Origin of the sequence: Sphaerisporangium sp. NPDC049003 (assembly GCF_043197795.1) — a bacterium.
GTDB lineage: Bacteria > Actinomycetota > Actinomycetes > Streptosporangiales > Streptosporangiaceae > Sphaerisporangium.
In genome coordinates this window covers 183,024-206,771 of the sequence record NZ_JBICTU010000011.1, presented here as the reverse complement: position 1 = coordinate 206,771, position 23,748 = coordinate 183,024, and the positions used below count along the sequence as shown (strand labels likewise).

The following is a 23,748-nucleotide window of genomic DNA, read 5'->3' as shown; positions in this document are numbered from 1 at the left end:
TAAACCCGCCGCTACGTCCCCCGACCTCGCCCGGATCACAGCCCCTCAAGCACCGCTTCACCCTCCGAGATCCGCACTCGCCCGGTCAGGAGATCCTCCATGAGCCCCTGCTTGAGCGCGCCCATACGGTTTAGCTGTGTTTTTTCTATCTCCAGCCGCTCTTGAAGAACTCGCTGCACCGCAATGTGGTTTTCCTGCCTCTCCAGTGAGACCAGAGGTATGGGCATCGCCTTGAGTTGCGTTGAATTGATGGTCGCGAGATTGGTAGTCTGCTTGGCAATGCTCAGGAAATAGCTTTTTCCGGCGGACGAAGACGCATAAGAAGCCAGATACTCAGGTAGAATGCGCGATCGATCAGAACGCACTCGGAAGATGTGGTTCTGGCAGATACATGGATCGATGCGCGCATCCCAAACCGCACCTCGCCCAAGCTTGTCCAAGTCGCCCCCCTCGGTCAGCAAGACGTCTCCGGATTGTAGGAGATATCTCTTCAGGTCAGAGCGACTAATTCGTACAGTCTTCATCTCTGATGTATCGATGAATCCGTCCTGCACATTAGCTACACGCAGATAAGGGAGTTCTATTGCGCCCCCCGACTCCGTCCCCAACGTGACGCCGCTTCCGATATGGGCCACCGCTCCCAACCGAATGACCTGTTCTGACTCACATGCAAGCCGATTCAACTCGGCCTCAAGAACCGCTTGCGCGACAAGCGTCAGCTTAATGACGAGTCGTCGCTGGGCGTCAAATTTAAGATCTAGGACGTCTAGGATCTCCACGATCCGTCGCTGCTCCGCGATGGGGGGCAGCATAAAGACGTACTCTTCTAGCTCTTCTCGATTTATTTTCGGAATTCCACTCCTCCCAGAAAGAGCTTCAGCAAATCTAGAGAAGCCCTCTCCGAGAAGCACCGCAAGCAAGTAACGAGAATCGATCTGACCGGAAGGTCTGAGCGGATACATGTCTGCTGAACAGAGACCGTCGAACCGGGCCATCGCAGCCTTACGAAGCGCTGGCCGAATCTTGCTGTAAACGACATCTCCTGGCCGAATGATATATTTACCGCTAACTGCCCCTTGTTCACGTGCAGTTCGCACTTTCAAAAGATTTCCGGTACCGCTCTCGACGTGATCCGGCGCGATCAGCGGCTGCTCCGAATAAGGGCTGCGCTGCGGATTGACCTGGCCGCTGGGCAAACTCACAAGGTCCAGCAACTTCTTCCGCGACCATCTCACTGGCGTGTCATGCATAGCCGAGGTCCTTCAGGTAGATCTCCAGGCGGGTGGCGGCGGCTGCACGTTGAGATTCGAGTTCACGGAGGGTCACGGCGTATTTGTCGGCCCACGTTCCGAAGGTAGCTTCCAGGGCTCGACGGGCAACGGCCGTAAGGGAGTCGAGCCGGATGCGGAGTGCGTCATGGAAGACGTTGAGCACGAGGGTGGTGCGGGTGTCGTCGTTGAGTGCGTCGATGGCCTGGCGAAGACGGTGGATGAAGTCATCCTGGAGGCGACTGGCCTCGCTGCGAGCATCGGCGACGTCATCCTTAAGGCTCTTGAGATCAGCCGATGACATCCTTTCCTCGGGCTCGTCCGCCTCCTCGTCCTCCTCGCCGGGCTTGGCCGTTGCCACCTTGAGCTGGGCGTTCAGCTCTGCGTAGCGGGTCTCCGCCTCCTCCAGTTCGGCCAGGTACTCGGGGATGAGCACGGGGACGACCCGGTGGTCACGGGCCTTGCGTTTCTCGGTGGCGATCTTCTGCTTGTCCCAGTATTCGGCTTCTTCCTCATCGAGGGCGAAGGCGCTTTCGATGGTGGTGAGCCAGCCTTCGACGACTCCCGTGAAGCCGTTCAGGGAGAGGGCCTTGATGTCGTACTGGGTTTCGCCCCACCAGGCGGCTACCACGCCAGCCAGCTCGAAGCGGTCGAGCAGGCCGAGGGGCTTCAGTTCCGCGACGAAGGACTCCAGCAGTTCGGCCCGGATCTCCATGACCTTGTGGGTTTCCGGCAGTTCGACCAGGCGCTTGCTGTGTCGCGACCACCAGTCCGAGAACGCCTCACGGAGCCTCGCCTCGGCCGGCTCGGCCAGCGACGGGAGGCGTTCAGCCGTGTGCTGCCAGCCTTCGGGCAGGAAGTCGTAGTAGTCCGCGTCCCGCTCCGCGAAGAGCGTGGCCGGGTCGATGTCGAACGCGGTGAACAGGTGGGCCTTGTCCCGGACCTCGGCCTTGGGGACGCCGCCGTGCAGGTGAGCCCGTACGTCCTGCGGCTCGGGCGGCGGGGTGTTGTCGACGTACCGGCGGATGTTGAGGTTGAAGTCGTTCTCTCTCAACTCCTTGATGTCCACCACTCGGGCGAAGCCGGGGATCTCGCGGTACTCCTCGAAGGCAGAGACGATCTTCTCCGCGTGCTGGGGATCCAGGTAGTTCTGCGCCCGGCCAGAGGTGTACTCGCGGTCGGCGTTGATGAACAGCACCTTGCCGCGACGCTCGTCCGGCCGCCGGGCCGTACCGCGCAGGATCAGGACGCAGGCCGGGATGCCGGTGCCGTAGAAGAGGTTCGGGGCGAGGCCGATCACCGCCTCCAGGCGGTCGTCCTTGATGATGCCCTCGCGGATGTCCTTCTCCTTGCCGCCACGGAACAGCACGCCATGCGGCAGGACGATCGCGCCGAGCCCGTCCGCCTTCAGCACCGCCAGCACGTGCTGGGCGAACATCAGGTCGGCCTTCTTGCCCGTCTCCGGAGCCCAGCCGTACTTGGAGAACCGCTCGGGGTGCTCCATTCCCTCGCGGTTGTAGTTCTGCGAGAACGGCGGGTTGGTGAGCACCCGGTCGAACTGGGTGAGGTAGCCACCCTCCTTGTGCAGCGGGTTGGCGAGGGTGTCGTCGTTGCGCAGGTCCGCGTTGAGCACGCCGTGCAGAATCATGTTCATCTTGGAGATGGCCCAGGTGCCGCCGTTGTACTCCTGGCCGCACAGGGTCAGGTCACGGTGGTTCCGGCCGTGCTCCTCGACGTACTCCTTGGCGTGGATCAGCATGCCGCCCGAGCCGGAGCAGGGGTCGTAGACGCGCATGTTCGGACCGGGCTTGATCAGGCGGACCATCATGCGGACGACGCCACGCGGGGTGTAGAACTCGCCGCCCTTCTTGCCCGCCGAGTCGGCGAACTGGCCGATCAGGTACTCGTACGCGGCGCCGAGCAGGTCGGGGAACTCGAAGTCGTCGTTGCCCAGGCGGTAGCGGTCGAAGTGGTCGACGAGTTGCTGGAGCCGCTTGTCCGGGATCGTGGACTGGCCGACCTTCCGGGTGAAGTCGATATGCTCCAGGACGCCTTCCAGCGCCCTGGAGTTGGCCAGCTCCAGCTCGTGGAGGGCCTTGTTCAGCAGGTCGCCAACGCCCTTCTTACGGGAGTTGTCCTTGATGTACTGCCAGCGCCCGTTTTCCGGAACGAAGAAGCTGCCACCCTCGTAGAACATCGGGTTGTCCGCCGCCCGCTCGGCCTCTTCCTGGCTGCGCCCACCGGCCCGCAACTCTTGGATGAGCGCGGCGCGTACCACGTCGAACTGGTCGGAGCAGCGCTTCAGGAAGAGCATCCCGAAGATGTACTCCTTGAACTCCGAGGCGTCCATCTTGCCGCGGAGGATGTCCGCCGCCCCGAACAGGTGGCGCTCCAACTGGGGCAACGTCAGCTTGGCCACGTGGTGACCCTTCTCGTCGACACTTCAGGCAGAGCAAGTCTGCCGCCTTCCGGGCCGGCACGCGGCCCGGATCAGCCGAACGAGATGCTACAGCAACCAAGCTGTGAGCGCTATTCACAAGACAAGAAATCTCCGGCGGCCACCACCGCTCTACGGGAGCCATCCCTCCTTCACTCCACCGATAAAGGCACGCCACTGGACCGAGGCGACAGCGAGGACGGGTCCGGACGGGTTCTTGCTGTCACGCAGCAGGACCAAGGGAGGCTGTACTCCCGTGTCCGATGCGTTGCCCACCATGGCTACCTCGACGCACTCCGACCCGTTGGCACTGCGGGTGCTCTTACGCCACCGGAGCTGCGATGTGTCCATCGTGGATCCCACCTTTCCCGTCTCAGTCACCCGATCGCCTTCATCGCTGCGACGAGGAGAGCCACTGATTCATCCGGTGGCAGCGCAGCGGCGCGCAGGTGGTCGAAAACCAGCGTATAACGCCGTACATCCTTCGGTTTCTCTACGTATAGGTTTCCAGCGGGACTTTCTGCGTAAACGACATCGGAGTCCGTTACGTCGGGGAACTCGATGATCGAGAACGGGCCGATAAGCCCAACATGGGCGCCCTTCGCGAAGGGCAGGATTTGGATGGTGACAGTGGGCGTGCCGGCAACCTGTACGAGGCGCTCCAACTGAGCCCGCATGACGGTGGGCCCACCGATGGGACGGCACAGAACAGCCTCGTCAAGCACAGCCCACAACTCAAGGGGGTGATCCCGCACAAGGGCCGACTGACGTCTCATCCGTAGGGAGACGAGGCGGTCCACGTTCTCCTGGCTGTCCATGAGCCGGACAGCACGAAGAAGAGCACGCGCGTAGTCCTCGGTCTGCAGGAGTCCATGGACAAGGTTGGTCTGATAGGTGCGCAGCGATGCGGCCTCGGCTTCGAGTCCCACGTACGTCTCGAAGCCAGCGGGCAGGACGTCCTCGTAGTCCGTCCACCACCCCTTCTGCTGAGCGTCTCGCACCATGGCGAGAAGCAACTCCCGCTGATCGTCTACGGCTCCGTACATATCAAGCATGTCCCGCACGTCTCGAAGCCGTGGCACGGTCTTCCCGGTCTCAATGCGACTGATGGTCGAGGCGGAACGCTCCAGATGACGTGCAACTTCCTCGATCGTCTTGTCCGAGGCCTCCCGTAGGCGCCGCAGCTCGATGCCCAGTCGGCGGCGGCGGACCGTTGACCCTTGACTTGCGGACACGCTTCACCTCGAAGGCCGTGGGGACGTCACCGGTGAACCCTAGCGTCACCTCCGGTCACCTCGCCCCTACATTCGGCTACGAAAATCCTGTGGAATTTGCGCGATGCACTTGCAGGAGGCACGTGCACTCCGCGACACTCCGTAAACAGAAAGTAATCAACTGGTTGCAGCGCGTCTCGACGTAGAGGCGGCAAGGGCAGCCGCAGGAGCCTGTGGAGGTCGATGGTGGGGCGAGAGGCTGGGCGGTTGGAGTTGTTGGGCGCCGGGGCACGGGTGCTTCAGGTCCTGGAACGGGAGGTGTCCCGCATCGACGTCCCCCAGACGGACAGGACGGCCGCGCAGTCCGTCCCACCGGCGAGCAGCCGCGAAACGGTACGGCCCAGCGCGGCCGTACCAGGCCCGGGAATGGACCCGCAGGGTGTGATCGTCGTGGACGGCGCCATCGGTCACGACGACGAGCACCGGAACGGCACGCAGCCGGGCGCGTGGACCGTCGCCGGATACCTCACCCTCGCCGGCCACGTCGAACAGGTGGGGGCGGCACGCGCGTTCGTCCGCAAGCTCCTCGCCGGGGATCCGCTCCTGGAGTCCGCCCTGCTGGTGGTCTCCGAGCTGGTCTCCAACAGCGTCCAGCACTCCCGATCGTCGCTGCCAGGCGGCACAGTGACGCTGTACGTCCTGCACGTCGGCACCCGGGTGCGTATCGAGGTGCAGGACGACGGCGCGGACGGCGTCCCATGCCTGCGGTCTGCCGAAGCGGCAGAGCTCCCGGAGTGGGCCGGAGCACTGGACGAGCTGGATCTTCGTGGCCGGGGCCTACGGCTGGTGGACGCGGTGGCGGCGTGCTGGGGCTTCACCATCGGCCGCCGCAAAACCACCACGTGGGCGGAACTCTCCCCCACCGACACCCCTGGGGCCCACCTATGATCGTGACCTGCAGCGACGCCGCCACCGCACGCCCACGACACAGTGCGTGCACTGGCACGGCGGTTCACCGGCTCTTTGGTACGGCAACACCACCGGACATTGGTGGGCGCTCCCACCCGCCCACCACCACGAACATCTAAGCCTTATCGAGGTTGGCAGCCCAGATGAACTGGCCGAACGTATCTGGCGAACCGAGGCAAGTAGCCACCTCATCGTGGCCTGGCTCGGGCGTGTCAGGTAGGAGGCCCAAGTGATGTCTCGTGCACACGGCTGTCGTACCCTAGGTACCCTGAGGTACCGAATATGAGGGAGGCGATCAGCATGGCACTGTCGCCGTTGAAGGTCGATCCAGAAATCGACCAGCTCATCTCCAACGGGGCTCATTTCCTCGGCGTCACCAAGAAAGATCTTGTGGCCGAGGCCGTACGGGTCTACCTGGAGATCCGTCGTGAGGAGATCCGGCAGAAGATGCTGAGCGCGATGGCTCAACTGGACGGCTCCAACCGGTCGCGTCTGGCCATGCTGACCGGTCTGAGCCCTGAGCGCATCGATGAGCTCGGCGGAGTACGCGAGGACGACTGAAGGTGCCGACGAACCGAGCGCGTCCTACCTTGCGCTGCTTGCGTGATGATCTGAAGCTCGCGGTCCCGCCTGCAGACGACCCGCTGGACGAGATCGCCCACCCACTCCTGAACAAGACCACCGAGCAATTCGCCGATGAGCACGCCAAGCACGAGCGCATCCGGGCGATCGATGACCAGATCCTTTTCAAGGTCAAAATTCAAAGGTGGCGTGGCGCCGTCTGGACCGAAGAGGACCTGCCCTGGCTGGTCGCCGGTGGGGTACGCGAGAACGGGTCACCCGATGACTTCTACGCGTCCTTGGAGGAAGACGGCAAGGCGGCCCGAGCTCGCTACAACACCGATCACGCAAAGCCCCTGACCAGTGCCACCTACACCGGTCACCTGCTGCCCAATCAGGACGACCACGAGCGTTATCAGATGGAAGCCGGCGCTCGCCTGCTTCGACACCTGGCTCAGACGATCCGAGGTCTGATCAGATCATCACTCGGGGACGGCCGCGAGCATAGCGCCGATTACGCCACCTTTGTGATCGGCATTCAGGTTCGGGCCGACGATGGGCACGAGACCTACGTCGCCGTCCGCATCACCGGCAGCGTTCCTGACAACATCGCCTATCTCACCCTCGATCTCGTACCCGGTTGTGAACGCGACGGCTGGTACCCCGAACCGCAACTACCTGGTCGCCCGCTCTATGGAGCCGAACAGGCTTGGTCCAATCTGATGGATCCCAAAGCCGCCGCGAAACTGCTGGAAGAAGGAGAATGAGGTTCGATAATAATGCGCCTCACCAAGTCCGATACTGCGCCAACCCCATACTTTGAGCTGCCGTTCGCGAGTCAGAAGAGTCGCGGGGCGTGGTCCGCCTCCACCTGCGGCGCCTTTCTCACGTTGGCGGGAGCGGGCAGTACCTTTCGCTGTTCGAGGTCGGCGGCCGTGATGAGCGGACCATCGCAGATCTTCTCAAGTAATACGGCCTGTGCCGGTTCGAGTTCGACGCACAGGCTCAAGACGTTGAGGAGTTCCAGCAATTCGGTGGTGAACTGCGCAGGCCAGCGACCGATGTTGATGGAGTCCAGGGGTGATGATCGGTTCCCGCCGGGGTTGGCGCGGCGGTAGCCGAACCAGCGACGTACCACCTTCCAGCCGGAGATCTCGTAATCCCACACCTGCGGGGAGACCGGCGAAATCTCACCGGCTCCAACGTGCAGGGTACGAGTGGTCGCGTCGTACGAGATCGTCTCTGGCATCGACTCCTCGGTATAGGGGATAGTCACTCGAGCTTTGGGCCGTACTGCGGGCGGCAACTTGGGTGGACCAAGGGGTCGTCCTTCCCCCGCATCGGCACAACGCTCTCCGTAGGTGTGCAGCCACAGCACTCGCCGGCCGATGTGAACCCCCTCGTCCCAAGCTTCAGAGTCGGCGGTGAGCGGTATTCGCAGGCCCGGGTTCTTGAGTTCCTCCGCGAACCGGCTTGTGTAAGAAGGGTGCGCGCTCAGTGCTGCGACGTAGGCCATCAGGTCATCAGCACTGATGGTCTTACCGATTCTGAGACCGATCGATTCGAGAAGCCCTGGCGTCAGATTGGGCTGCAGACCCAGGGCGTCACGGTAGAGCGGCAGAACTCGCCCACCACGGCCGTTGTAGTGGTGCGCGCTGGGCACCAGAGAGGCGAAGGTGAGCGCCGGGCCCGAAGTGATCGGTTGAGAGTGCTGTTCAGTGGCATAGATCTGACGTTGCCCGCGGACGGCCCATAGGGCGGGGCGAGGACGGTCGATCACGCGTGCGTCATAGATGACGTGCTGGCGATCGAAGCTGCGTAAGGCGACCGGCTCGGTACGTGGATTCCTGCACGTTTCGACGTCGAGCGGATGAGCAGGAGGGGGTTCCCCGGGCAGTGCACCGGGCAGGTCGGTGAGGTCCCGATCCGTCGTCTCCTTCATCAAGATCCGCTTCTCGTCAGGCCCGGCGTCGATCAACCTCGCCCAGCGGCGGTTGAGCGTTTCCTTGTCGGGCGCGTGTACCCAGTTGCGGTTGGGCGTTATGCCAGTCAGAGCCCACGGGAACAGATCGGTCAGCGCGAGGTAACTCAGCCACCGGTCACCGGCGGCGGGAGTGAACGGATCACGCCATCCCGTGTCGCAGGCTTTCCAGCACGAATCGTCGATGCTCACCGATGCCAGCCGTGCGAACTTCTGCTCTCGATGGCCGGTGACTGCCATGTAGCGAACGCGAGCAGGGGTGTTACGGTCGACGGGACCATATCGGACGAATACACCGATGCACAGATTCTGCTGAACCCCAGGAAAAACACGCGTGCTGCCGTCCGGCTGGTGCTGTTCAGGGGAGAGATCGATAATCCAGCCCTCGTCGGCCGACCGGCGTAGATAGCTGCGCATCTCGGCGAATCCGGGGCCGTCGATATAGCTGGACGGGGTGATGAGGGTGACGACTCCGGCTGGCTGCTCCGGATGAGCGTCGAAGACCTTCCAGGTGGCCCAGCGCCAGAAGTAGACGTACATGCTGGCCAATTTGAAGGAGTGTCTGGCGAGATCCGGGGCACGGAAGGCGTCGAGGGGGACCCTTGCTTTGCCGTTCCGCCTTCCGGGGGGATCTATCCAGCCTCCCTGTCCCCTAGCCCTGTCGCCATAGGGCGGATTGCCGATCACCACAAGGACGGGAGTCTCCCGTTTGACCTTGTTGGCCTCGTTCCTCGAGCGCACGATCGCCCCGTACCCTGACATCACATCGATCTGTTCAACATAGGGATCATCAAGCGTGTCAGCGACGTAGAACCGTACTTCCTTCTCGGGGATCTCCGTTCGATACTGTGACTTCAGCGCCTGGTGAACTCGTAGCTCGGCGACAGCATAGGGACCGGTTTGCATCTCGAATCCGATGAGACGGCTGAAAAGCGAACGAAGCTGAGGGGGAACGGCCCCGGGCCCCTCTTCTTCCTCAATAGCCTGCGCCACCACGTCTATGATGTTGAGCAGGAACGTTCCCGTTCCCATCGCGGGATCCACGATCGTCACATCTTCTGTCGCAAACCCACGGGGCTTACCCAAACGTGTGCGAAGCACCTCGTCGGTGAATCTAACCATGAATGAGACGATTGAGTTCGGAGTGTAGTAAGAGCCGCTTTCCTTCCGAAGCTCTGGATCGTAGAGCTCCAGGAAGTTCTCATACAGATGAAGGTAGGAGTCGGCCGATCCATCGCTGATCTGATCCCAGTTGACCGCTCCGATGACCCGCAGCAGCGTGGTGGCCACGATGCTACGCCCTTCCACCGTGTCCGCGGTCAGCACGCTCAAGGCCTTGCCCATGAGCGAATGCTTCTTCCCGAGCAACCGTGCAATGTCGGCCAGATGGGACCCCTGAAAGCCGATGCCCTCTACTCGGGCGAGCAGAAGGGCGAACGTCACGGTCTGGGCGTAGGCATCGGCGAACTTCTCCCCTGCGAGACCAGGAAAGAGAAGCCGACCCCAGTCATCCGCGAGCTCACTGAAGACCTTGTCGCGCTCCTCTCCGCGCCTCTCTCGATCCAGCGAGTCAAGAACTTCGCCGCGAAGTACCCGGCACAGGCCGGCGACGGCTTTGACAAGCTGCCGGATGCTACGGGGGGGCTCGGGCTCCCACAGTAAGAACTCCGAGATAACCCGCACGAACTCACCGTCAACGGGTTGTAACTTGTCGGCGGCCTTCCTGAGATCTCCATGGAATCGGGCGACCTGGCCGACCAGCTCCCCGCTTCGGTAGAGCGCCCATTGCGTACCATCGGTGTACAGGACGTTCGGCAACAGCTGGAGTATGGCCCATTGTTTCCTTTCGTGAGGGTTGGGCTTGCCCCATGTGGACGGAACCCCTCTGCCGGGAGCCTTGACCTCGATATAGCCCACCCGGGCACCGGCCACGTTCACCGCGTAATCGGGCCGGACCCCGAGCGTTGTGAGCGTAGCCTCTCCCAGCATGACTACATCCACCCCCAGAACGACTCCCATATCCGTGATGAGAGCTTCCAAAGGAGCCCGGAGTTGATCTTCTCGACCTCCGATGTCTCCCTGTAACTTCGGCGTGACATGCTTGCCAAACTTCGAGACAGCGGCCTTCGCCTTGACGAGCAGCGGAGCCGTAAGAGTGTGTTTCCGGGCCATATCAACCATGAACCCGGACTGATCGCGGGTAGTCCAGATTGCCGGACCGGGACAGTTATGTGTCGCCGCCGACGATCAATAGCGACTTACTTAGCCAAACCAGGGCAATTAGCCTTCGAGTGGCAACGATGGGCACACTATTTCGCCCGGCGGTGTAGTGCACCGCGTGAGGGTGACCGATGAGGGTGGGCGTCCCGTGCCTGCCGCCCACCAGCGGAGCGGCGCCGATCCGCACACCGTCCAGCGCGTGCGGGCCGCGTCGTCCCATCCCTCGATCAGACCTGAGGCCCGCGGTGCGCGACCTCGCGGACGACAAGACGATCGTGGAGGTCCCTGCGGACGTCCTGGCACTCGCCCAGGAGCACCGGTGACCCAACTCGTGACGCGAAGAGTTCCTCGCCCTCTTCACCCGCTTCAAGCACACCGCGTTCCGGCGCGGACTGCATGACCGTTACGACGTGCCCGCCGAGCGGCGGCGACCCATCGAGCGAATCGGGATCACGGGTCCAGGCATGGACCGGAAGACGGACGCGAGTTCCACGCCCCCGAAACGGCGTCCGGCAAGGGCTTGGCTGCAATACCGACGTGCCCGTACCGAACCCATCGCACGGCTCAGGCGGGCAAGGGCTGGACGCCCTTGCCCGCCTGATCTGCTGCTGGGCCACCCAACGCGGACTGCCGCTCGACCGAATGTTCCTTACAGGCTGCGGCACGAACTGGTAGAAAATCAAGCTTCCGGAGACGTTCCAACGCCACGCTGACATGCGACGGCTTGAACAGAGCCCCCGTACGGGCGGACCACTCCCGGATGTGCGTGCTCAGATCGCCGGCGTTCGTACCGCCGGTCTCGACGGCCGCCCAGTGAACCATGGCCAGCAGTTCGAGGCCGTATGGAGTCTCGAACCCCTCGATGAGGCGAGCGACCCTGCCAACCCTCGCGACTGTCGCATCGTCCTGGGTGAGGACCTGGTCGGACTCCTCGGCCGCCCCTGGCAAGAGGTATATCCGGGAATCCTGTGTCCGGTCGCCGTAACCACGGATGAAGTGGGCCTCTAGCTGCTGGAGCGCGTGGTTCAGGTTCTCTGCGTATGGACCGTACTTGCCCTTGGCGAACCGCAGGCGAAGCGACTGCCCGCACTCCTGTAGGAAGTAGGCCAACTTCTGCGCCTCAAGAGCAGACAATCGATAATCAGGCATGAGATACCGCCCGAAGAGGGCAAGAAGAGCGGCATGGTTGACAGTCAATGTCGGACGTTCCGTGCGCACAGGCTCATCACTCCGGACGGACCCTCCCAGGGCTAGGCGATACCCTCGGTGCTGGCGGTCGTGTCAATCGAAATGGCAGCTGAAATCCGCCAGTCAGCTCATGTGAGCAGGCCGAGCATGACGTGAAGCGCTTCGTCGATCTCCTCGATCTCCGCAGGGTCCAGTCGACCCGCGAAGTCACCGAGCCTGCATGTGTCCACGGCCTTGAGCTGATCAATGAGGACCCGGGTGGTCTTGCCGTTCAGCTCGATCTCAGGCCGGAATGTCATCGGACGCGCACTGGTCGATGTCGGTGCGATGATCAGGGTGGAGAGTGAGGCGAGCGCATCGGATTGCAGTAGGACGGCGAAGCGCTCGCCGCGCTGCTCGTGGCCGACCGCTTCACGTGGCATCCGCAGGCGATAGACGTCACCGCGCACAGTCTTCGCCCAGGTCGTATCGAACAGAGCGAAGCTCCGCCAAGTTCTCTGGGTCGTGGGCGAGCTCCTGAGCTTCCAACCGGGCCACTTCCATACGCCTGAGGCGGTTGGCGATGAGAAGAGCTTCGCGGACCACATCGGTGGCGGACCTGCCGTCAGCGGTCAGCTCGGCGAGGGCCTTCTCGGTCTTCGCGTCGATCTGTACGGTGAGCACAGCCATATCCTCACTGTACGACGGCTCCACCCGCAGACGTTTGACCGAATTCCGTAATCAAGTCGCTACACAAAGCGATGATCATCGCATCCCGGGCAGCCTAGATGCCTCGCGTTGGTGCGTCGTCGCTGCGTGGGCCAGCGTCAGCGAGCAGAGCGCGGATCTCCTCTGCTCACCGACGCCTCGATCGAACGTGTCGGGCGGGCTGGATCAGCCCACCCCCGCCCGTTCCGTGGATCCACCACCGTGGTGGAGGCCCAAATGCGAAGGCCGGGTGCTCTCTGGAGTCAGAAGGCCTGCCAAGGGCCCGTTTCCGTTGTGGCGTGACCGCGGAGCCGTAGGATCTCGCGGAAGTCGGCCTGGCGTCTGGCCAGGCCGTGGACGAGCATCACCTGGCGCGCCGAGACCTCGTCGGCGATGTCGAGCAGTCCTCTCTTGTCGGCGTGTGCCGACAGCCGCATCATCTCCACCCGTGCCCGCAGCGGGATCTTCCTCTCCTCGCCCATGTCGTCGAGGATCAACTGCGGAGCCCCACCCTGTACGGCGTCGAGCAGCCGCTTGCCCGGCGACTCCTCGTCCTGGTATCCCGACAGGAACAGGGCGCTCTTCGGGTCCGGCAGAATCTCGGCCGCCCAGCGGAAGGCCGGACCTCCGGCGAGCATCCCCGACGTGCTGATCACCACGCCTCGGGTGAACTCGTCCAGGTCGCCGGGACGGGCACGGGCCACGTTGTCCCCAAAGACGGACAGTGGAAGAGGACCACCGGCGGTCACGGTCTCGAAGGACCTGGCGATGTCCGCTGCCATGCCGTCAAGAAGGACCGGCACGTGCGGGAGGCGGTCACGCATGATCAGGGCCAGTTCCTGGGCGCGGCCGAGGGCGAAGGCCGGGATGAGCACCCGGCCGCCCCCCGCGTACACGCTCTCGACGGCCCTGACGAGCGCGCCCACCAGGTCACCCCGGTCCTGGTGGTCCTCGGCGCAGCAGGTGGACTCCATGACGAGCAGATCCGCGTACCTGGCCGCCTCGGGGATGGCGTACCCCCCGACGCTGTGCTGCCGGAACCCCGAGATGTCGCCGGTCACGACGACGGTGGAGTCGCCCGCCCGGACCACCACGCCGGCGGCCCCGAGGATGTGACCGGCCGGGAACAGCTCGACCACGAGGTCGCCGATCTTGCGAGGCACGCCGAAGGCCAGTTCCTCGCTTCCCCCCGTCGCCCTGGTGATCGCCTCGCGGGGGTACAGCGGTTCCACGTGCGTGCCCCACGTGCTCGCGAGCCTCTGCCGCTGCCGCATGATCTTCACCGAGTCGGCCCACATGGCCGGCATGAGCTGTGTGGTCTCCGGGGTGGCGATGATCCGCAGGTCCGGCAGCCGGTCCGCCAGCGCCGGGACGTACCCGCAGTGGTCGTTGTGGGCGTGCGTCACGACGACGGCGTGGAGGGGACCTTCCAGCGCCTGCCCGATGCCCGGAGGCGGCAAGGACGGGTCGCCCGGAACCAGCCCGGCGTCGATGAGAACGCGGGTTCCACCTGCTTCGACCAGCAGGCAGGAGCCGCCGATCTTTGTCCCGCCGCCCAACGGCACGACCCTAAGGTCACGTTCCCGGGTCACGGTGACCGCTGCCGCACTCGGCTTCGGAGGGTCGACGAGCGCTTGGAGTGCCTTCACGAGCGACTCGGGGCCGATACCGGCGGCCTTGGCCGCCACCTCCAAAGGCGAGGGGGGCCGCTCGACCGGCTTTGGCCGATGGGGATCACGGGTGCTCGGATCGCCCTCGGGCTCGGGCGGCTCCTCCTGCAGTAACGCGAGGAGCACCGAGGTCATGGACTTCGGGTCACGCAGCCGCCGGCGCGTCGCCGCTAGCTCGGAGTCCAGGAGATCGGCCCGTTCTGTCGCCTCACGCGCCGCTTCGCGGAACGTCTCCACGTCCGCCAAGGCGTTGCGGTGCCGCCCGTTCGCCGTGCGCAGCCTCTCCTTCAGCTCCGCGTTCTTGTCGTTCAGGCGGCGCAGCCTGCGGTCGGCGGCATTGCGGGACGCTCTCTCCGTGACCGCCCCGGCGATCCGAACCGCCACGGCCCGCACCGCAGGATCGGGGTGAAGCACGAGCTGGGCGAAGTCGCGTTCCGTCCGCTGCGAACCGGGGACCCGCAGCCGATCCAGGCTGACCCGCCGCAACTCCTCCGAGGAGATGAGCATGTCGAGCAGGTCGGTCCGGTGGTCCGCGACGAATCGGTCCGCGTCACCTCCGTACCCTGCCAACGCCGGACGGGAGAGCACCACCTCGGCCGCCGTACGCAGTAGCGGCGCTAACAGGTCCGTCATGAGCCGGCCTCCAGCCGCTCGCTTACCGCGGCGAGGACCGGCTCGCAAGCGAGAGTGCCGTCCGCCCTCAGGTCCAGCGCGCCAAGCGATCTGAGGACTTCGACCAGGGCGACCCAAGACGGATAGCCGATGGCCTCAAGCCGGTCTCGGTGCAGGGGCCCGGACGGTTCCTCACCGGCCATCTCCAGGTAGGTGGCGAGGTCGTCGGGCCGATCCGGGCCGACGTCGATGAGGTGCCGCCACGCCTGCCAGAGCGTGGGGTCCCTGAGCACACCGGTCGACCGGACGAACTCCTCGGCGTTCTCCCGTATCCAGGCACGGCACCCTTCGAGTGCCTGCTCCCGGTCGGAGAAAGGTCGCTCGACGAGCTTGCTGACCAGCAGCGGCCAGCCGCCGGTGGCCTTCAGAAGGGCTTCCTGGCCGGCCGCGTCACGGTAGCCGAGGCCGGCGTCGTCCATCCACTGGCGCACGACCGGCTGGTCGTAGCGCCGCAGTTCCATGTGCCAGACGCGCCGAGCCGGTTCCTCGGCGCCCGAAGCGACGGCGAGCCAGACCGGGACCAGTTCGGGCGGTGCCACCAGCGCGACCGCGAGCGTTCCGGCGCCGCCCGTGGACACGGCGGCGGTCGCCGTCTTGATGATCTCCGTCGCCTGCTCGGCCGAGCGGCCAGCGAGGTCGACGACGACCACGTTGTGGCCGCCGCCGTCCCTGCTCCGCTGCACGGCGCCCTCGAAGGTGCCTTTGTTCGACTGCACCCGCCGGACGTGGGCGATATGCTGCCGCCCGGCCTCCTCCAGAGCAAGGCCGACCCGCTCGATGTGCAGTGCCGCGGAGCCGGTGATCAGATGAAGGCTGTCACGGCACTCGAACAGGCGACTCACCTGGGCACCGGTGAGGGGGGACAGATCCGGGCCGTTCCGATAGAGGGCCCGATACGCATAGGCGTCGAAGGAATCGGGCTGCTCGAACTCGTTCGCCCTCGATAGGACGGTGTCCACCTCTTCCGCGCCGCCGAGCAACGTGAGCACATGGGGCGTCCGGAGGCGGTACCCGTCGGCGTCCGACGACAGCACCCCGAGGTTGACGCACTCCTCCAGCAATCCGCGGAAGCCGTCGCTGGTGCAGTTCTCGAAGCCGGCGGCCCACCAGATGAGGCACTCATCCCTCAACTCCTGGATGCTGACCGTCTTGTCCGTTCCGTAGGCGAGGGCGTGGAAGGCGACGACATAGGCGATCACCTTGTAGCGCTTGTCCAGGTCCAGCGTCCACTCGAACCGGTCGCGGAAGCCGACCTCAAGAGCTCTGTCCCGCCAGACGGCGGCCAGGTCGTCTGAGGTGATCTCGTAGGGAAGTCCGCCGCCCTGGATGGGGATGTGCCGCAGCCTCTGGAGCAGGGCCGCCGCGAAGAGCTGGATGAGCGCCGGAGCGTTGTTCGCTTCCGCGATGACCCGCGCCGCAAGGGTCGGAGGGAAACGGAAGCCGAGCGCCATGAGCGGGCGCGTGAGTAGGTCGAAGGCGTCCTGCGGGTCCAGCGGCCCGATCGGGATGGGGGCTCCCAGGTGGGGGAACGGCTGGTTGGAAAGGCTCTGGAACCGGGCGGTCTGGTGCAGGCCGGCGAAGACCACCTTCACCCGTCCGTCGGTGTCCTGCATCAGGTCGCGCAACGCCTCCACATTCGCGAACTTCGCGTTGGCGGCATCCCGGTTAAGGAAGGCGTCCGCCTCGTCGAGCAGGATCAGCAGCTGTCGGGCCGAATCCTGGTCCGCCCACTGCTTGACCGCCTGGCAGATCTCCGCGCGGTCCTTGAGCGTGGCGCCGGACTGCGGAAGCACCCCTGCCTCGGCCAGCCGGGGCGCCAGCCGCAGCCACAGCATGCTCTCCGGCACGATCTTTCCGATCTCCTGGATGGTCTCCAGGATCACGACACGGCCGGGATCGCTCCTGCGTAGCGTCCGGGCGGCCTCGCGCAGGAGCGCCGACTTGCCGAGCTGGCGCCCGCCGTACACGATCGACGAACCCGAGGCGCTGATCACGCTCGACAGCTGCGACGACCGACCGTAGAACATCTCCATCGGCACATCCCCCGTGGGCGCGTAGGGGTTGGCCGCGCTGAACGGTGCGAGCAGGCTCACCGTGGCGGTCCAACCGGCCTCCGGCAGGGCGGCCAGATAGCTGATCGCGGCATCGTCGATCACCGCGGTGACGGGGCGGGGCCGCCTGCGGCCTGCCATGGTCAGCTGCTCGCGCTGCGCCGGGGAAAGCACGCCGAAGTAGAAGACCAGGATGGTCCGGTCCTGCGGCTCATCCTTGAGCCACTCCATGAGCTGCTGCGGCCCCGGCCTGCGCCAGACGAACAGCAGGCGCATGCTGCCACCCGAGGGGCTCATCTTCGACCCGAACTCCGGCAGCAGCGCGTCACCGTAGCGTACGTCGTTCAAGGTCACCCAGAGCCTGTCCTGCCCCTCCCCTGCTGGCACCAGACGACCCTCCAGACCGATCGTCCGCAGCACAGCCTGGATGGCCACACCCCGATTGCTCGGCGCCTTTGGACTCTGAGCCAACGACTTCCAATAGCGCAGCCCTTCTTTGGACTCCTCACGACGACCGGGCGGCATAGCCTGGACGCTCAGCCCTGCCTCGGACATGACGCGGTGCAGGTCGGGGTCGGTGACCTCCCGGCCGCTTTGGATTGCCTCCTTGAGCTTGGTGACCCACTCGTCGCTCTCCTGCTTGCGTGCCCGTCCCCCGGAGGAGAGCAGCGACATACTTTCGAACGCCTCGGGGAAGCGAGGGAAGAAGAGGCCGAAGTGGTCTACCGTCTTGTGGACGGCGGGAAGCGGCCGGCCAGCTTCGGCCTGCTGGAGGAACTCCCGTGCGGTGGTCAGGTCGCCGACGGCGAGGTGCTCCCTGATGCGGGAAGCGGCGGCCCGTACGTCGGGGTGGTCCTTGCTCTTCTGGGTGAGCAGCCTCTCCTCGTCGGCGATGCGCCCGGCACGGATGGACGCCGCTTCCGACTCCAGCAGTGAGATCTTCTCGGCGACGACGCCGAAGTCCTCACGCTCGGATCGCTGCAGGGTCTTGAGCCCGCTCGCGATCCTCGTCGCGTCGGTCTCGGAGAGAACACCGTCCTTGCGCCAGCCGGCGAGCCGGTCCAGAACCTCCTCGACCGCCTTGTTACGCCGTTCTCCGGCCTCGGCGACGAGCGTGTCCCTCCTGTGCCGCAGTTCGTTCCCCAGATCGGGGTCCTGATGGGAGACCACATCCGCCACCGCGCGCGTGCCCTCGTGGTCGAGACGGGAAGCCCTGGCGTCGAAGGCACCGCGCCAGTCGAGGACGTCGGCCATGGCGATCTGGGCGAGCGTCTGGGAGGCAGGGTCGCCGTGGGGACGGAGACCGTCCGCGTCGAGCAGGATCTCGGGAGCGAAGAGGAGATCCTGGTTGAGCACGGCGGCCACCGAGGGTTCGGCCTCACCGAGCGCCTCACCGTCGAGCAGGTGCAGGGTGTCGTTGATCAGGTGCGTCGCGCCCGTCGCGGCGGCGGCCAGAACCGGGTCGGCGTCCACACACAGTGCTTCAAGCTCCGAGTGAAGCTCGCTCCGATGGCGGCCAATGGCCTGCCGGAGTTCGGCCAGCCCTCTGGCCAGCCATTCGTCGGAGCCGGACGGACGGCGGGCCTGCACCTCACGCACAGCGGTGGCCCAGTTCGCGACGTTCTCCAGTGCCTCGTCGATCATCTCGACGAGCTTGGCCCGCGCACCTGCGATGATCTTGGTGTTCCGTGTCGTCCTGGAACGCTTGGCCTCCCCATCGATCAGGCGGTCGACCACCCCCGCTTCGCGCAACTCGTCGAGCTTGCGGACGGTCTCCTGCAGTTGCCCGATGTCGTCACGGGCCGCGACGCCGACCAGCTCGCCCACGGCCCCTTCCGGTTGGATCAGCGACTTCCACACTTCGGTGGCGAGGGGATACTTGATCCTTCTGTGTGGCCCGTCTTCCAGAAGGTTGGCGCAGGCCGCCACGGCGTGGGCCTGGGCCCGCTCGGCCCGGGCGACGTCACGCATCTGACCCGACAGGCCAGGGACGAGGTAAACGCCGGACCGCAAGGCCTGGCTGAACGCCGCACCGCACGCCGTCAGAGCCTGACGCCCCATGACCGTGGAGGCGAGTTCGTCCACCAGGCGTGCGGATTCGACGGTGGGATGCACCAGCCCGGCCCGGATCGAGGCCGCCCACGCCAGAAGGCGACCGGCGGGATCGTCGGCCATACCGGCGGTCGTGATCTTCCGGGACGTCTCGGTGAAGGCCGCGGACAGCCGACCGGCGAATGAGCTCATATCGACGGCCAGCGCCGCGCAGCGCCGGGCCGCGATCTCGGCCACCGGACGCCCTGCGGCCTTCCTGATCCAGGCGGCGAGCCCGAACCGCTGTGCGCCGAGCGCCGCGGCCTCCGCCTCCGCGAACGCGGCGCAGGGCGACACCTCGGGGGCTGCGACGGGCTCTGCCGGCGGAGCCTGAAGCGCCTCCTCCAGGATGGCCTCCGGCACCGCGGCCCGCTCGGTCGGCGCCTGGCGCGGCTCGACCGGATGCGCCGTCGATCGGGACCCGAACCTGTCCGCCAGCATGAGGTCCAGGTCGGTGAGGTGCAGATCTTCCTCCGCGTCCGCCTCCATGAGGCTTTCACCGGTTGGCGGCGTGGAATCGGGACCGGCGTCCAGAGGCGGCGGAGTGCCGCCTTCGTCTTCGCCTTCCGCGTCACCGTCCGCCTCGTCACCGTGCGATGAGTGCCCGGTATCGGCCGCATGGATGGTCGAGGGCGGTCGCGCCACCGGGACGTCCATGCCGAGACGGCCGCTCACCGCGGCCCGGATCACCGGGTTCCACCGCGCGGGAAGTTCCTTCTTGGCTCGTTCCTCCAGTTCGTCCGCGAGGATCAGGACGGCATCCGGATCTTCCGACGAAAGTTGGATGAGCCGGGCCAGGGCGTCCAGTCCGTCCGTCGGCCCTTCGGCCGCCGCCTTGCGGACTTCGGCGAGCTGTTCGTCGAGTACAGAGGGCCCGTGGACGTGGATCAGCAGGCTGACCCGCTCGACCGTGGCCTGTGCGGCCTCCGCCTGGTCCAGCGCGCGTGACAGCTCGTCCAAGGAAGTCGCCGCGACCTCGACGTCCTCCAGGCTCTGGATCTGGTCATGAATCTCGTCGAACTCATGCACGACCCGCACGATGCGGTCGACGTCGGCACCGGTGGGACGGCGACGCTCATGGAGAACCCCACGGAGCCGCCCTGCGGCTTCCCATGCCTCCAGGTAAAGGTGGTCGAGCAGTTCGAGGGAGCGTCGCAAGCCCACCTGAGGAGGCTCGTCGTCGTGCTGGTGCTCGCCCATCGGCGCGTACTCCTCTTCGGTGGCCATGGCGGCTTCTCCGGTCATCTCCCCTTCAGGGACGGCATTCCGCTGAGCGAGTGCCGTGGCCACATCGCAGAGGACATCCACTCCCGCAGGAGCCGTCGGCAGGCCGAACGCCCCGGCCCGGACCTGGTCCCACAGCGTCTGCACGACGCTTCCGGCCTCGCCTCCCACCTCGCGCCCGGAACCGGCCAACATGCCCAGGGCGAGTGGTGAGAGTGGCAGGTCGCGTTGCATGACGGCCACGAGCGTGAGGTCGACCAGGCTCCTGGGCAGTGGGGCCATGATCTGCAACGCGATGCGAAGGCTCACAGCCTCCTCCAGGACCTTCCCGGCGGTCTCCTCGACCAGCAGAAGTCCGCAGTCTTCGGCCGTCAGATCGTCCGCGTTCCGAAAGGCATGGAAAATCGGCATGCAGAAAATCTCAATTAGAGGCGCCCGTTTACTGCCCGGAGTGCGCAAAACCCGAATGAGATTCGCCGTAACCGTCGAATTCATGCTTTTCTGGCTGGGCAGCCGCAACTGGTGGAAGATCATCTGCCGCACCTGCGGCGGATAGAGCCGAATGCCGGAGATCAGATCATCTGTGGTCAGTTTCGCGGCGACCGCGGTGATCACACTATCCAATTCTGAACATGCCGGGTATTCGGCGAGAAAACCCAGCGGTGCCCGGTCTTCGGGCCTATCCTCCTTGTGATGATGCGCCTTGTGACGGCCGCACCTGCACCGTTTCACTACCGAGGCCACCTCCATCCCTAGCGAAGCGCTAGAGCTGACATGAACGGGCGGACCCTCTCCCGCGATCCGTCCAGGCCGACCAGGTACCCCCCGAACCCAGTGTCGGCTCTGTGTACGGCACCGTACAGCGACACATTCGTTGCCGCAAGCGATTACCGTCCATTTGTGAGCCTAGTTCACGATACAGTCCGACATATCCGGATATACGGCCTACCTCGACCTTCGTGTGGACCCAGCTCGACCAGATCAGGGGGCGATGCGCGGGGACGTCCGGTCCGCAGGGAGCAGTGCCGCTACCGCGAATCGTCGATGCGGTGGCGATCTCCGGGTTTCAGTCCGGCAGTGGCAGGTATTCGAACCAGTCGAAGTCGGCGACGTTGTCGCTTGGGTGGCCTTCGCCGGAGACTTACATGCAGATGTAGGTGCCGATGAAGTCTCCGGCGAGCTGCACGCTCCCCACCTGAGGGGGTGAATTCCATGGCGGCGTGCACTGCGAAGTGGGCGTGCCGCTGCCGCCGGGCGACGAGGCTCGGATTGGTCCATTCGGTGAGCGACTCCGGCCGTCCCCGCAGCCGCACGTGCCCGGGGCGCTCGGTGAGCGTCCAGTACGGCTCGCGCGGCGTGCGCAGGTGCCGTGACGCGCCCGCTTCGCGGCTTCGGGTGCGTGTCCGGGGGCGTCCGCGCGGGACGACCCCGGACGGTGCTACCAGTGCTACCGCGTTGCGCAGACGGTTCCGTTGAGGGTGAAGACGGCGGGGAGGATGTTCGGGCCGCTGTAGTTGCCGACGAAGCCGATCGTGGTCGACGCGCCGGTCGGCAGCGAGCCGTTGTTCGGCTCGTTGACGACCTTGACGTTCGAGCCGTTCTGCGTCCAGACGGCGCTCCAGCCGCTGCCCAGGCTCTGCCACGTCCTGGGCCAGCTGAAGTTCAGGGTCCAGCCGTTGATCAGTGCGCCATTGTTGGTGATGTCGATGGCGCCGACGTAGCCGTTGCCCCAGTCGGACTGGTCGGTCAGCCGTACCGTGCAGGAACTGGAGGCGGGCGTGCCGGTCGTGAACGTGAGGGGCGGGGAGGCCGACGAGACGCCGCCGCCGCTGTCCCGCGCGACCACGTTGACCGTGTAGCCCGTGCCCGGCTTGAGGTTGTTGACGGTGAAGGAGTTACCGGCGGTCTCACCGAGCTGCTCGCCGACGGCTCCGTCGTGGCGGTAGACCTCGTACTTCACGATCGGGCGCGTCCCGGCGGAGGCGGCGGGCCAGGAGATCGTGGCGGTCTTGTCCGTCACGTTCGAGGCCGTCGGCTGCCCCGGCGCGCCCGGCAGTCCGGTCTGCGCAGAGCTGGGATGCACAACGATCGTGGTCAGCGACAGCGGCGGCAGCGTCCGGCTGGTCGCGCTCCCCGAGGTCGAGCCGGTGATGTCGGTGGCGCCGTTGGTGTGGGTCAGCACGACCGGCGCCCCGGAGGCCGGGTTGAAGCCGGAATAACCGATCGTGACCGGGAAGGACGTGTCGGGCGAGGTGTTGATCAACAGGACCGCCAGATCGCCGTCGGGGCGGCGGACGGCGTGCGCGCTGACCTTCGCCTGGTCGGTGGCGGCCCGGATGAACTGGTCGCCGGGACGGGCGAACCTGCTCGTCATCTGCAGCGCGTAGTACGGCGCGAAGGGTGTGTTCAAGGCCGGCTCGCACACGCTGCCGTCGGAGGTGCAGGTCGCGCTCGACAGCAGGCCGAAGTCGCCGTAGTCGGTGTGCCCCGCGACCTGCGTGACACTGCCGATGCCGTTATGCACGTTCCACCAGTCGACCGTGAACACGCCGTTCGCGAGCAGCGTCGCGTAGGCGTCGGCGGCGGCGAGCGCACCGGGCTGGGTGTTCGTACCGTTGCTGCTGGTCCCGGTGTTGAACTCGGTCATCGAAATGCCGATCCGCTCCGACCCGGGCCCCGCGTACTCGGCGATCTGCCGGCGGGTGAGATAGATCATGTCGGGCACGCGGCCGGCCTTGTCCAAGGCGCCGGGGTACCAGTGCAGGACCACATAGTCGATCTTCGGTCCGGCGATCGACAGGACGACCTTGTTCCAGGTTCCGTCGTCGCCGCCGGCGACCAGCCCGTCGGGCCAGTCGCCCGCTGTGGTCAGCACAGCGCCGATCTTGATGGTCGGATCGACCGCCTTCATCGCCTCGGCGTAGGCGACGACGTTGCGCGCGTACTCGGCCGGGCTCTTGTCGGCGTGGTCGTCGGCCTCCCAGGCGGAGCCGTAGTGGCCGTTGCCGTAGTTCTCGTTGCCGATCTCCCAGTACTTGACGCCGTACTTCTTGGTGACGTTGGCGTAGCGGACCCAGCCGGCGGCCTCGTTGGCGGTGCCGGTGCCGTAGTTGGCGGTCACCATCGCCTGCGCTCCGGTGCGCCGCACGCCACGCATGAAGGTGTCGAAATCGGTGTTGGGAGCGACGTAGCCGCCGGGAGCGGTGTGGTCGGCCCAGTGATAGATGTCGGAGTAGGAGCCGCCGGGATAGCGCAGCAGTTTCACGCCCGCGTCCTTGAGCCGGTCCGAGGTCTCGTCGGTGCCCAGATTGCTGTCCCAGATCGCATGGTTGGTGCCGATGCCGGTTTCGGGGACGGTGGCGAGTGCGGCGCGCGCGTTGACGGTCACCGCGACCGGGGTGACGTCGTCGGCGTACGCGGGGGGAACGTTCAGGGCGACCAGGGTCAGCAGGACGGCGGACGCGATCCGTGAGGGGACATTGAGCATGGGCACACCTCGTCATGGGTAGCGGCAA

At 65.5% G+C, this 23,748-nt stretch carries 16 protein-coding genes; 4 read left to right on the top strand and 12 right to left on the bottom strand.

Annotated features, from left to right (window positions below; translation table 11 throughout):
- Positions 1-35: 35 nt before the first annotated feature.
- The 4 genes from ACGFIV_RS14840 to ACGFIV_RS14825 form a co-directional block, all read right to left on the bottom strand.
- A complete protein-coding gene (locus tag ACGFIV_RS14840; RefSeq protein ID WP_392835039.1) occupies positions 36-1,250 on the bottom strand; it encodes a restriction endonuclease subunit S in 1,215 nt (404 codons plus the stop codon).
- Positions 1,243-3,687 (bottom strand): N-6 DNA methylase, encoded by a 2,445-nt coding sequence (locus ACGFIV_RS14835; RefSeq protein ID WP_392835036.1) that lies wholly within the window; start codon positions 3,685-3,687, stop codon positions 1,243-1,245. Before ACGFIV_RS14835 ends, ACGFIV_RS14840 begins: the two co-directional genes overlap by 8 nt.
- Before the next feature lie 150 nt (positions 3,688-3,837).
- A complete protein-coding gene (locus ACGFIV_RS14830; protein ID WP_358561377.1) occupies positions 3,838-4,056 on the bottom strand; it encodes a DUF397 domain-containing protein in 219 nt (72 codons plus the stop codon).
- 26 nt (positions 4,057-4,082) lie between these two features.
- Positions 4,083-4,940, bottom strand: a complete 858-nt coding sequence (locus ACGFIV_RS14825) for a helix-turn-helix domain-containing protein (protein ID WP_392835032.1) — start codon at positions 4,938-4,940, stop codon at positions 4,083-4,085.
- A gap of 246 nt (positions 4,941-5,186) precedes the next feature.
- Between ACGFIV_RS14825 and ACGFIV_RS14820 the strand changes: the two genes are divergently transcribed.
- The 3 genes from ACGFIV_RS14820 to ACGFIV_RS14810 all read left to right on the top strand — a co-directional run bounded on the left by ACGFIV_RS14820 (position 5,187) and on the right by ACGFIV_RS14810 (position 7,216).
- Positions 5,187-5,867 carry an ATP-binding protein gene (locus tag ACGFIV_RS14820; protein WP_358561383.1) on the top strand — a complete coding sequence of 227 codons (681 nt, stop codon included), beginning with the start codon at positions 5,187-5,189 and terminating at the stop codon, positions 5,865-5,867.
- 303 nt (positions 5,868-6,170) lie between these two features.
- A complete protein-coding gene (locus tag ACGFIV_RS14815) occupies positions 6,171-6,449 on the top strand; it encodes a hypothetical protein (RefSeq protein WP_358561386.1) in 279 nt (92 codons plus the stop codon).
- A 38-nt stretch (positions 6,450-6,487) separates the two neighbouring features.
- Positions 6,488-7,216, top strand: coding sequence for a hypothetical protein (locus ACGFIV_RS14810; RefSeq protein WP_358561388.1), 729 nt, complete (start codon positions 6,488-6,490; stop codon positions 7,214-7,216).
- A 71-nt stretch (positions 7,217-7,287) separates the two neighbouring features.
- Here the strand turns inward: ACGFIV_RS14810 and ACGFIV_RS14805 are convergent, their stop codons facing one another.
- The gene (locus ACGFIV_RS14805; RefSeq protein WP_392835027.1) at positions 7,288-10,611 is read right to left on the bottom strand and encodes a type ISP restriction/modification enzyme; all 3,324 of its coding nucleotides are present in this window, start codon (positions 10,609-10,611) and stop codon (positions 7,288-7,290) included.
- 170 nt (positions 10,612-10,781) lie between these two features.
- On the opposite strand from ACGFIV_RS14805, the gene ACGFIV_RS14800 reads away from it, so the two are divergent.
- The gene (locus ACGFIV_RS14800) at positions 10,782-10,973 is read left to right on the top strand and encodes a hypothetical protein (RefSeq protein ID WP_358549579.1); all 192 of its coding nucleotides are present in this window, start codon (positions 10,782-10,784) and stop codon (positions 10,971-10,973) included.
- 241 nt (positions 10,974-11,214) lie between these two features.
- On the opposite strand, the gene ACGFIV_RS14795 is transcribed toward ACGFIV_RS14800, so the two are convergent.
- The 7 genes from ACGFIV_RS14795 to ACGFIV_RS14765 form a co-directional block, all read right to left on the bottom strand.
- A complete protein-coding gene (locus tag ACGFIV_RS14795; RefSeq protein ID WP_392835023.1) occupies positions 11,215-11,847 on the bottom strand; it encodes a hypothetical protein in 633 nt (210 codons plus the stop codon).
- 119 nt (positions 11,848-11,966) lie between these two features.
- The gene (locus tag ACGFIV_RS14790) at positions 11,967-12,287 is read right to left on the bottom strand and encodes a type II toxin-antitoxin system PemK/MazF family toxin (protein WP_358549573.1); all 321 of its coding nucleotides are present in this window, start codon (positions 12,285-12,287) and stop codon (positions 11,967-11,969) included.
- Positions 12,277-12,507: a hypothetical protein gene (locus ACGFIV_RS14785; RefSeq protein ID WP_358549570.1), complete on the bottom strand. Its 231-nt coding sequence runs from the start codon at positions 12,505-12,507 to the stop codon at positions 12,277-12,279. Before ACGFIV_RS14785 ends, ACGFIV_RS14790 begins: the two co-directional genes overlap by 11 nt.
- A gap of 281 nt (positions 12,508-12,788) precedes the next feature.
- Complete coding sequence (locus ACGFIV_RS14780) at positions 12,789-14,828, bottom strand: MBL fold metallo-hydrolase (protein WP_392835018.1); 2,040 nt, start codon at positions 14,826-14,828, stop codon at positions 12,789-12,791.
- A complete protein-coding gene (locus ACGFIV_RS14775; protein WP_358549564.1) occupies positions 14,825-20,644 on the bottom strand; it encodes an ATP-binding protein in 5,820 nt (1,939 codons plus the stop codon). Before ACGFIV_RS14775 ends, ACGFIV_RS14780 begins: the two co-directional genes overlap by 4 nt.
- A gap of 617 nt (positions 20,645-21,261) precedes the next feature.
- Entirely contained in the window at positions 21,262-21,597 is a 336-nt protein-coding gene (locus ACGFIV_RS14770; RefSeq protein WP_392835100.1) for a hypothetical protein, read from the bottom strand.
- An 83-nt stretch (positions 21,598-21,680) separates the two neighbouring features.
- Positions 21,681-23,720 (bottom strand): cellulose binding domain-containing protein, encoded by a 2,040-nt coding sequence (locus ACGFIV_RS14765; protein WP_392835014.1) that lies wholly within the window; start codon positions 23,718-23,720, stop codon positions 21,681-21,683.
- Positions 23,721-23,748 lie beyond the last annotated feature (28 nt).

Coding starts and splice junctions, on each gene's coding strand:
- ACGFIV_RS14840 (WP_392835039.1), bottom strand. CDS start 1,250: ATGCATGACACGCCAGTGAGATGGTCGCGGAAGAAGTTGCTGGACCTT.
- ACGFIV_RS14830 (WP_358561377.1), bottom strand. CDS start 4,056: ATGGACACATCGCAGCTCCGGTGGCGTAAGAGCACCCGCAGTGCCAAC.
- ACGFIV_RS14815 (WP_358561386.1), top strand. CDS start 6,171: ATGAGGGAGGCGATCAGCATGGCACTGTCGCCGTTGAAGGTCGATCCA.
- ACGFIV_RS14805 (WP_392835027.1), bottom strand. CDS start 10,611: ATGGTTGATATGGCCCGGAAACACACTCTTACGGCTCCGCTGCTCGTC.
- ACGFIV_RS14800 (WP_358549579.1), top strand. CDS start 10,782: ATGAGGGTGGGCGTCCCGTGCCTGCCGCCCACCAGCGGAGCGGCGCCG.
- ACGFIV_RS14785 (WP_358549570.1), bottom strand. CDS start 12,507: ATGGCTGTGCTCACCGTACAGATCGACGCGAAGACCGAGAAGGCCCTC.
- ACGFIV_RS14780 (WP_392835018.1), bottom strand. CDS start 14,828: ATGACGGACCTGTTAGCGCCGCTACTGCGTACGGCGGCCGAGGTGGTG.
- ACGFIV_RS14775 (WP_358549564.1), bottom strand. CDS start 20,644: ATGCCGATTTTCCATGCCTTTCGGAACGCGGACGATCTGACGGCCGAA.
- ACGFIV_RS14765 (WP_392835014.1), bottom strand. CDS start 23,720: ATGCTCAATGTCCCCTCACGGATCGCGTCCGCCGTCCTGCTGACCCTG.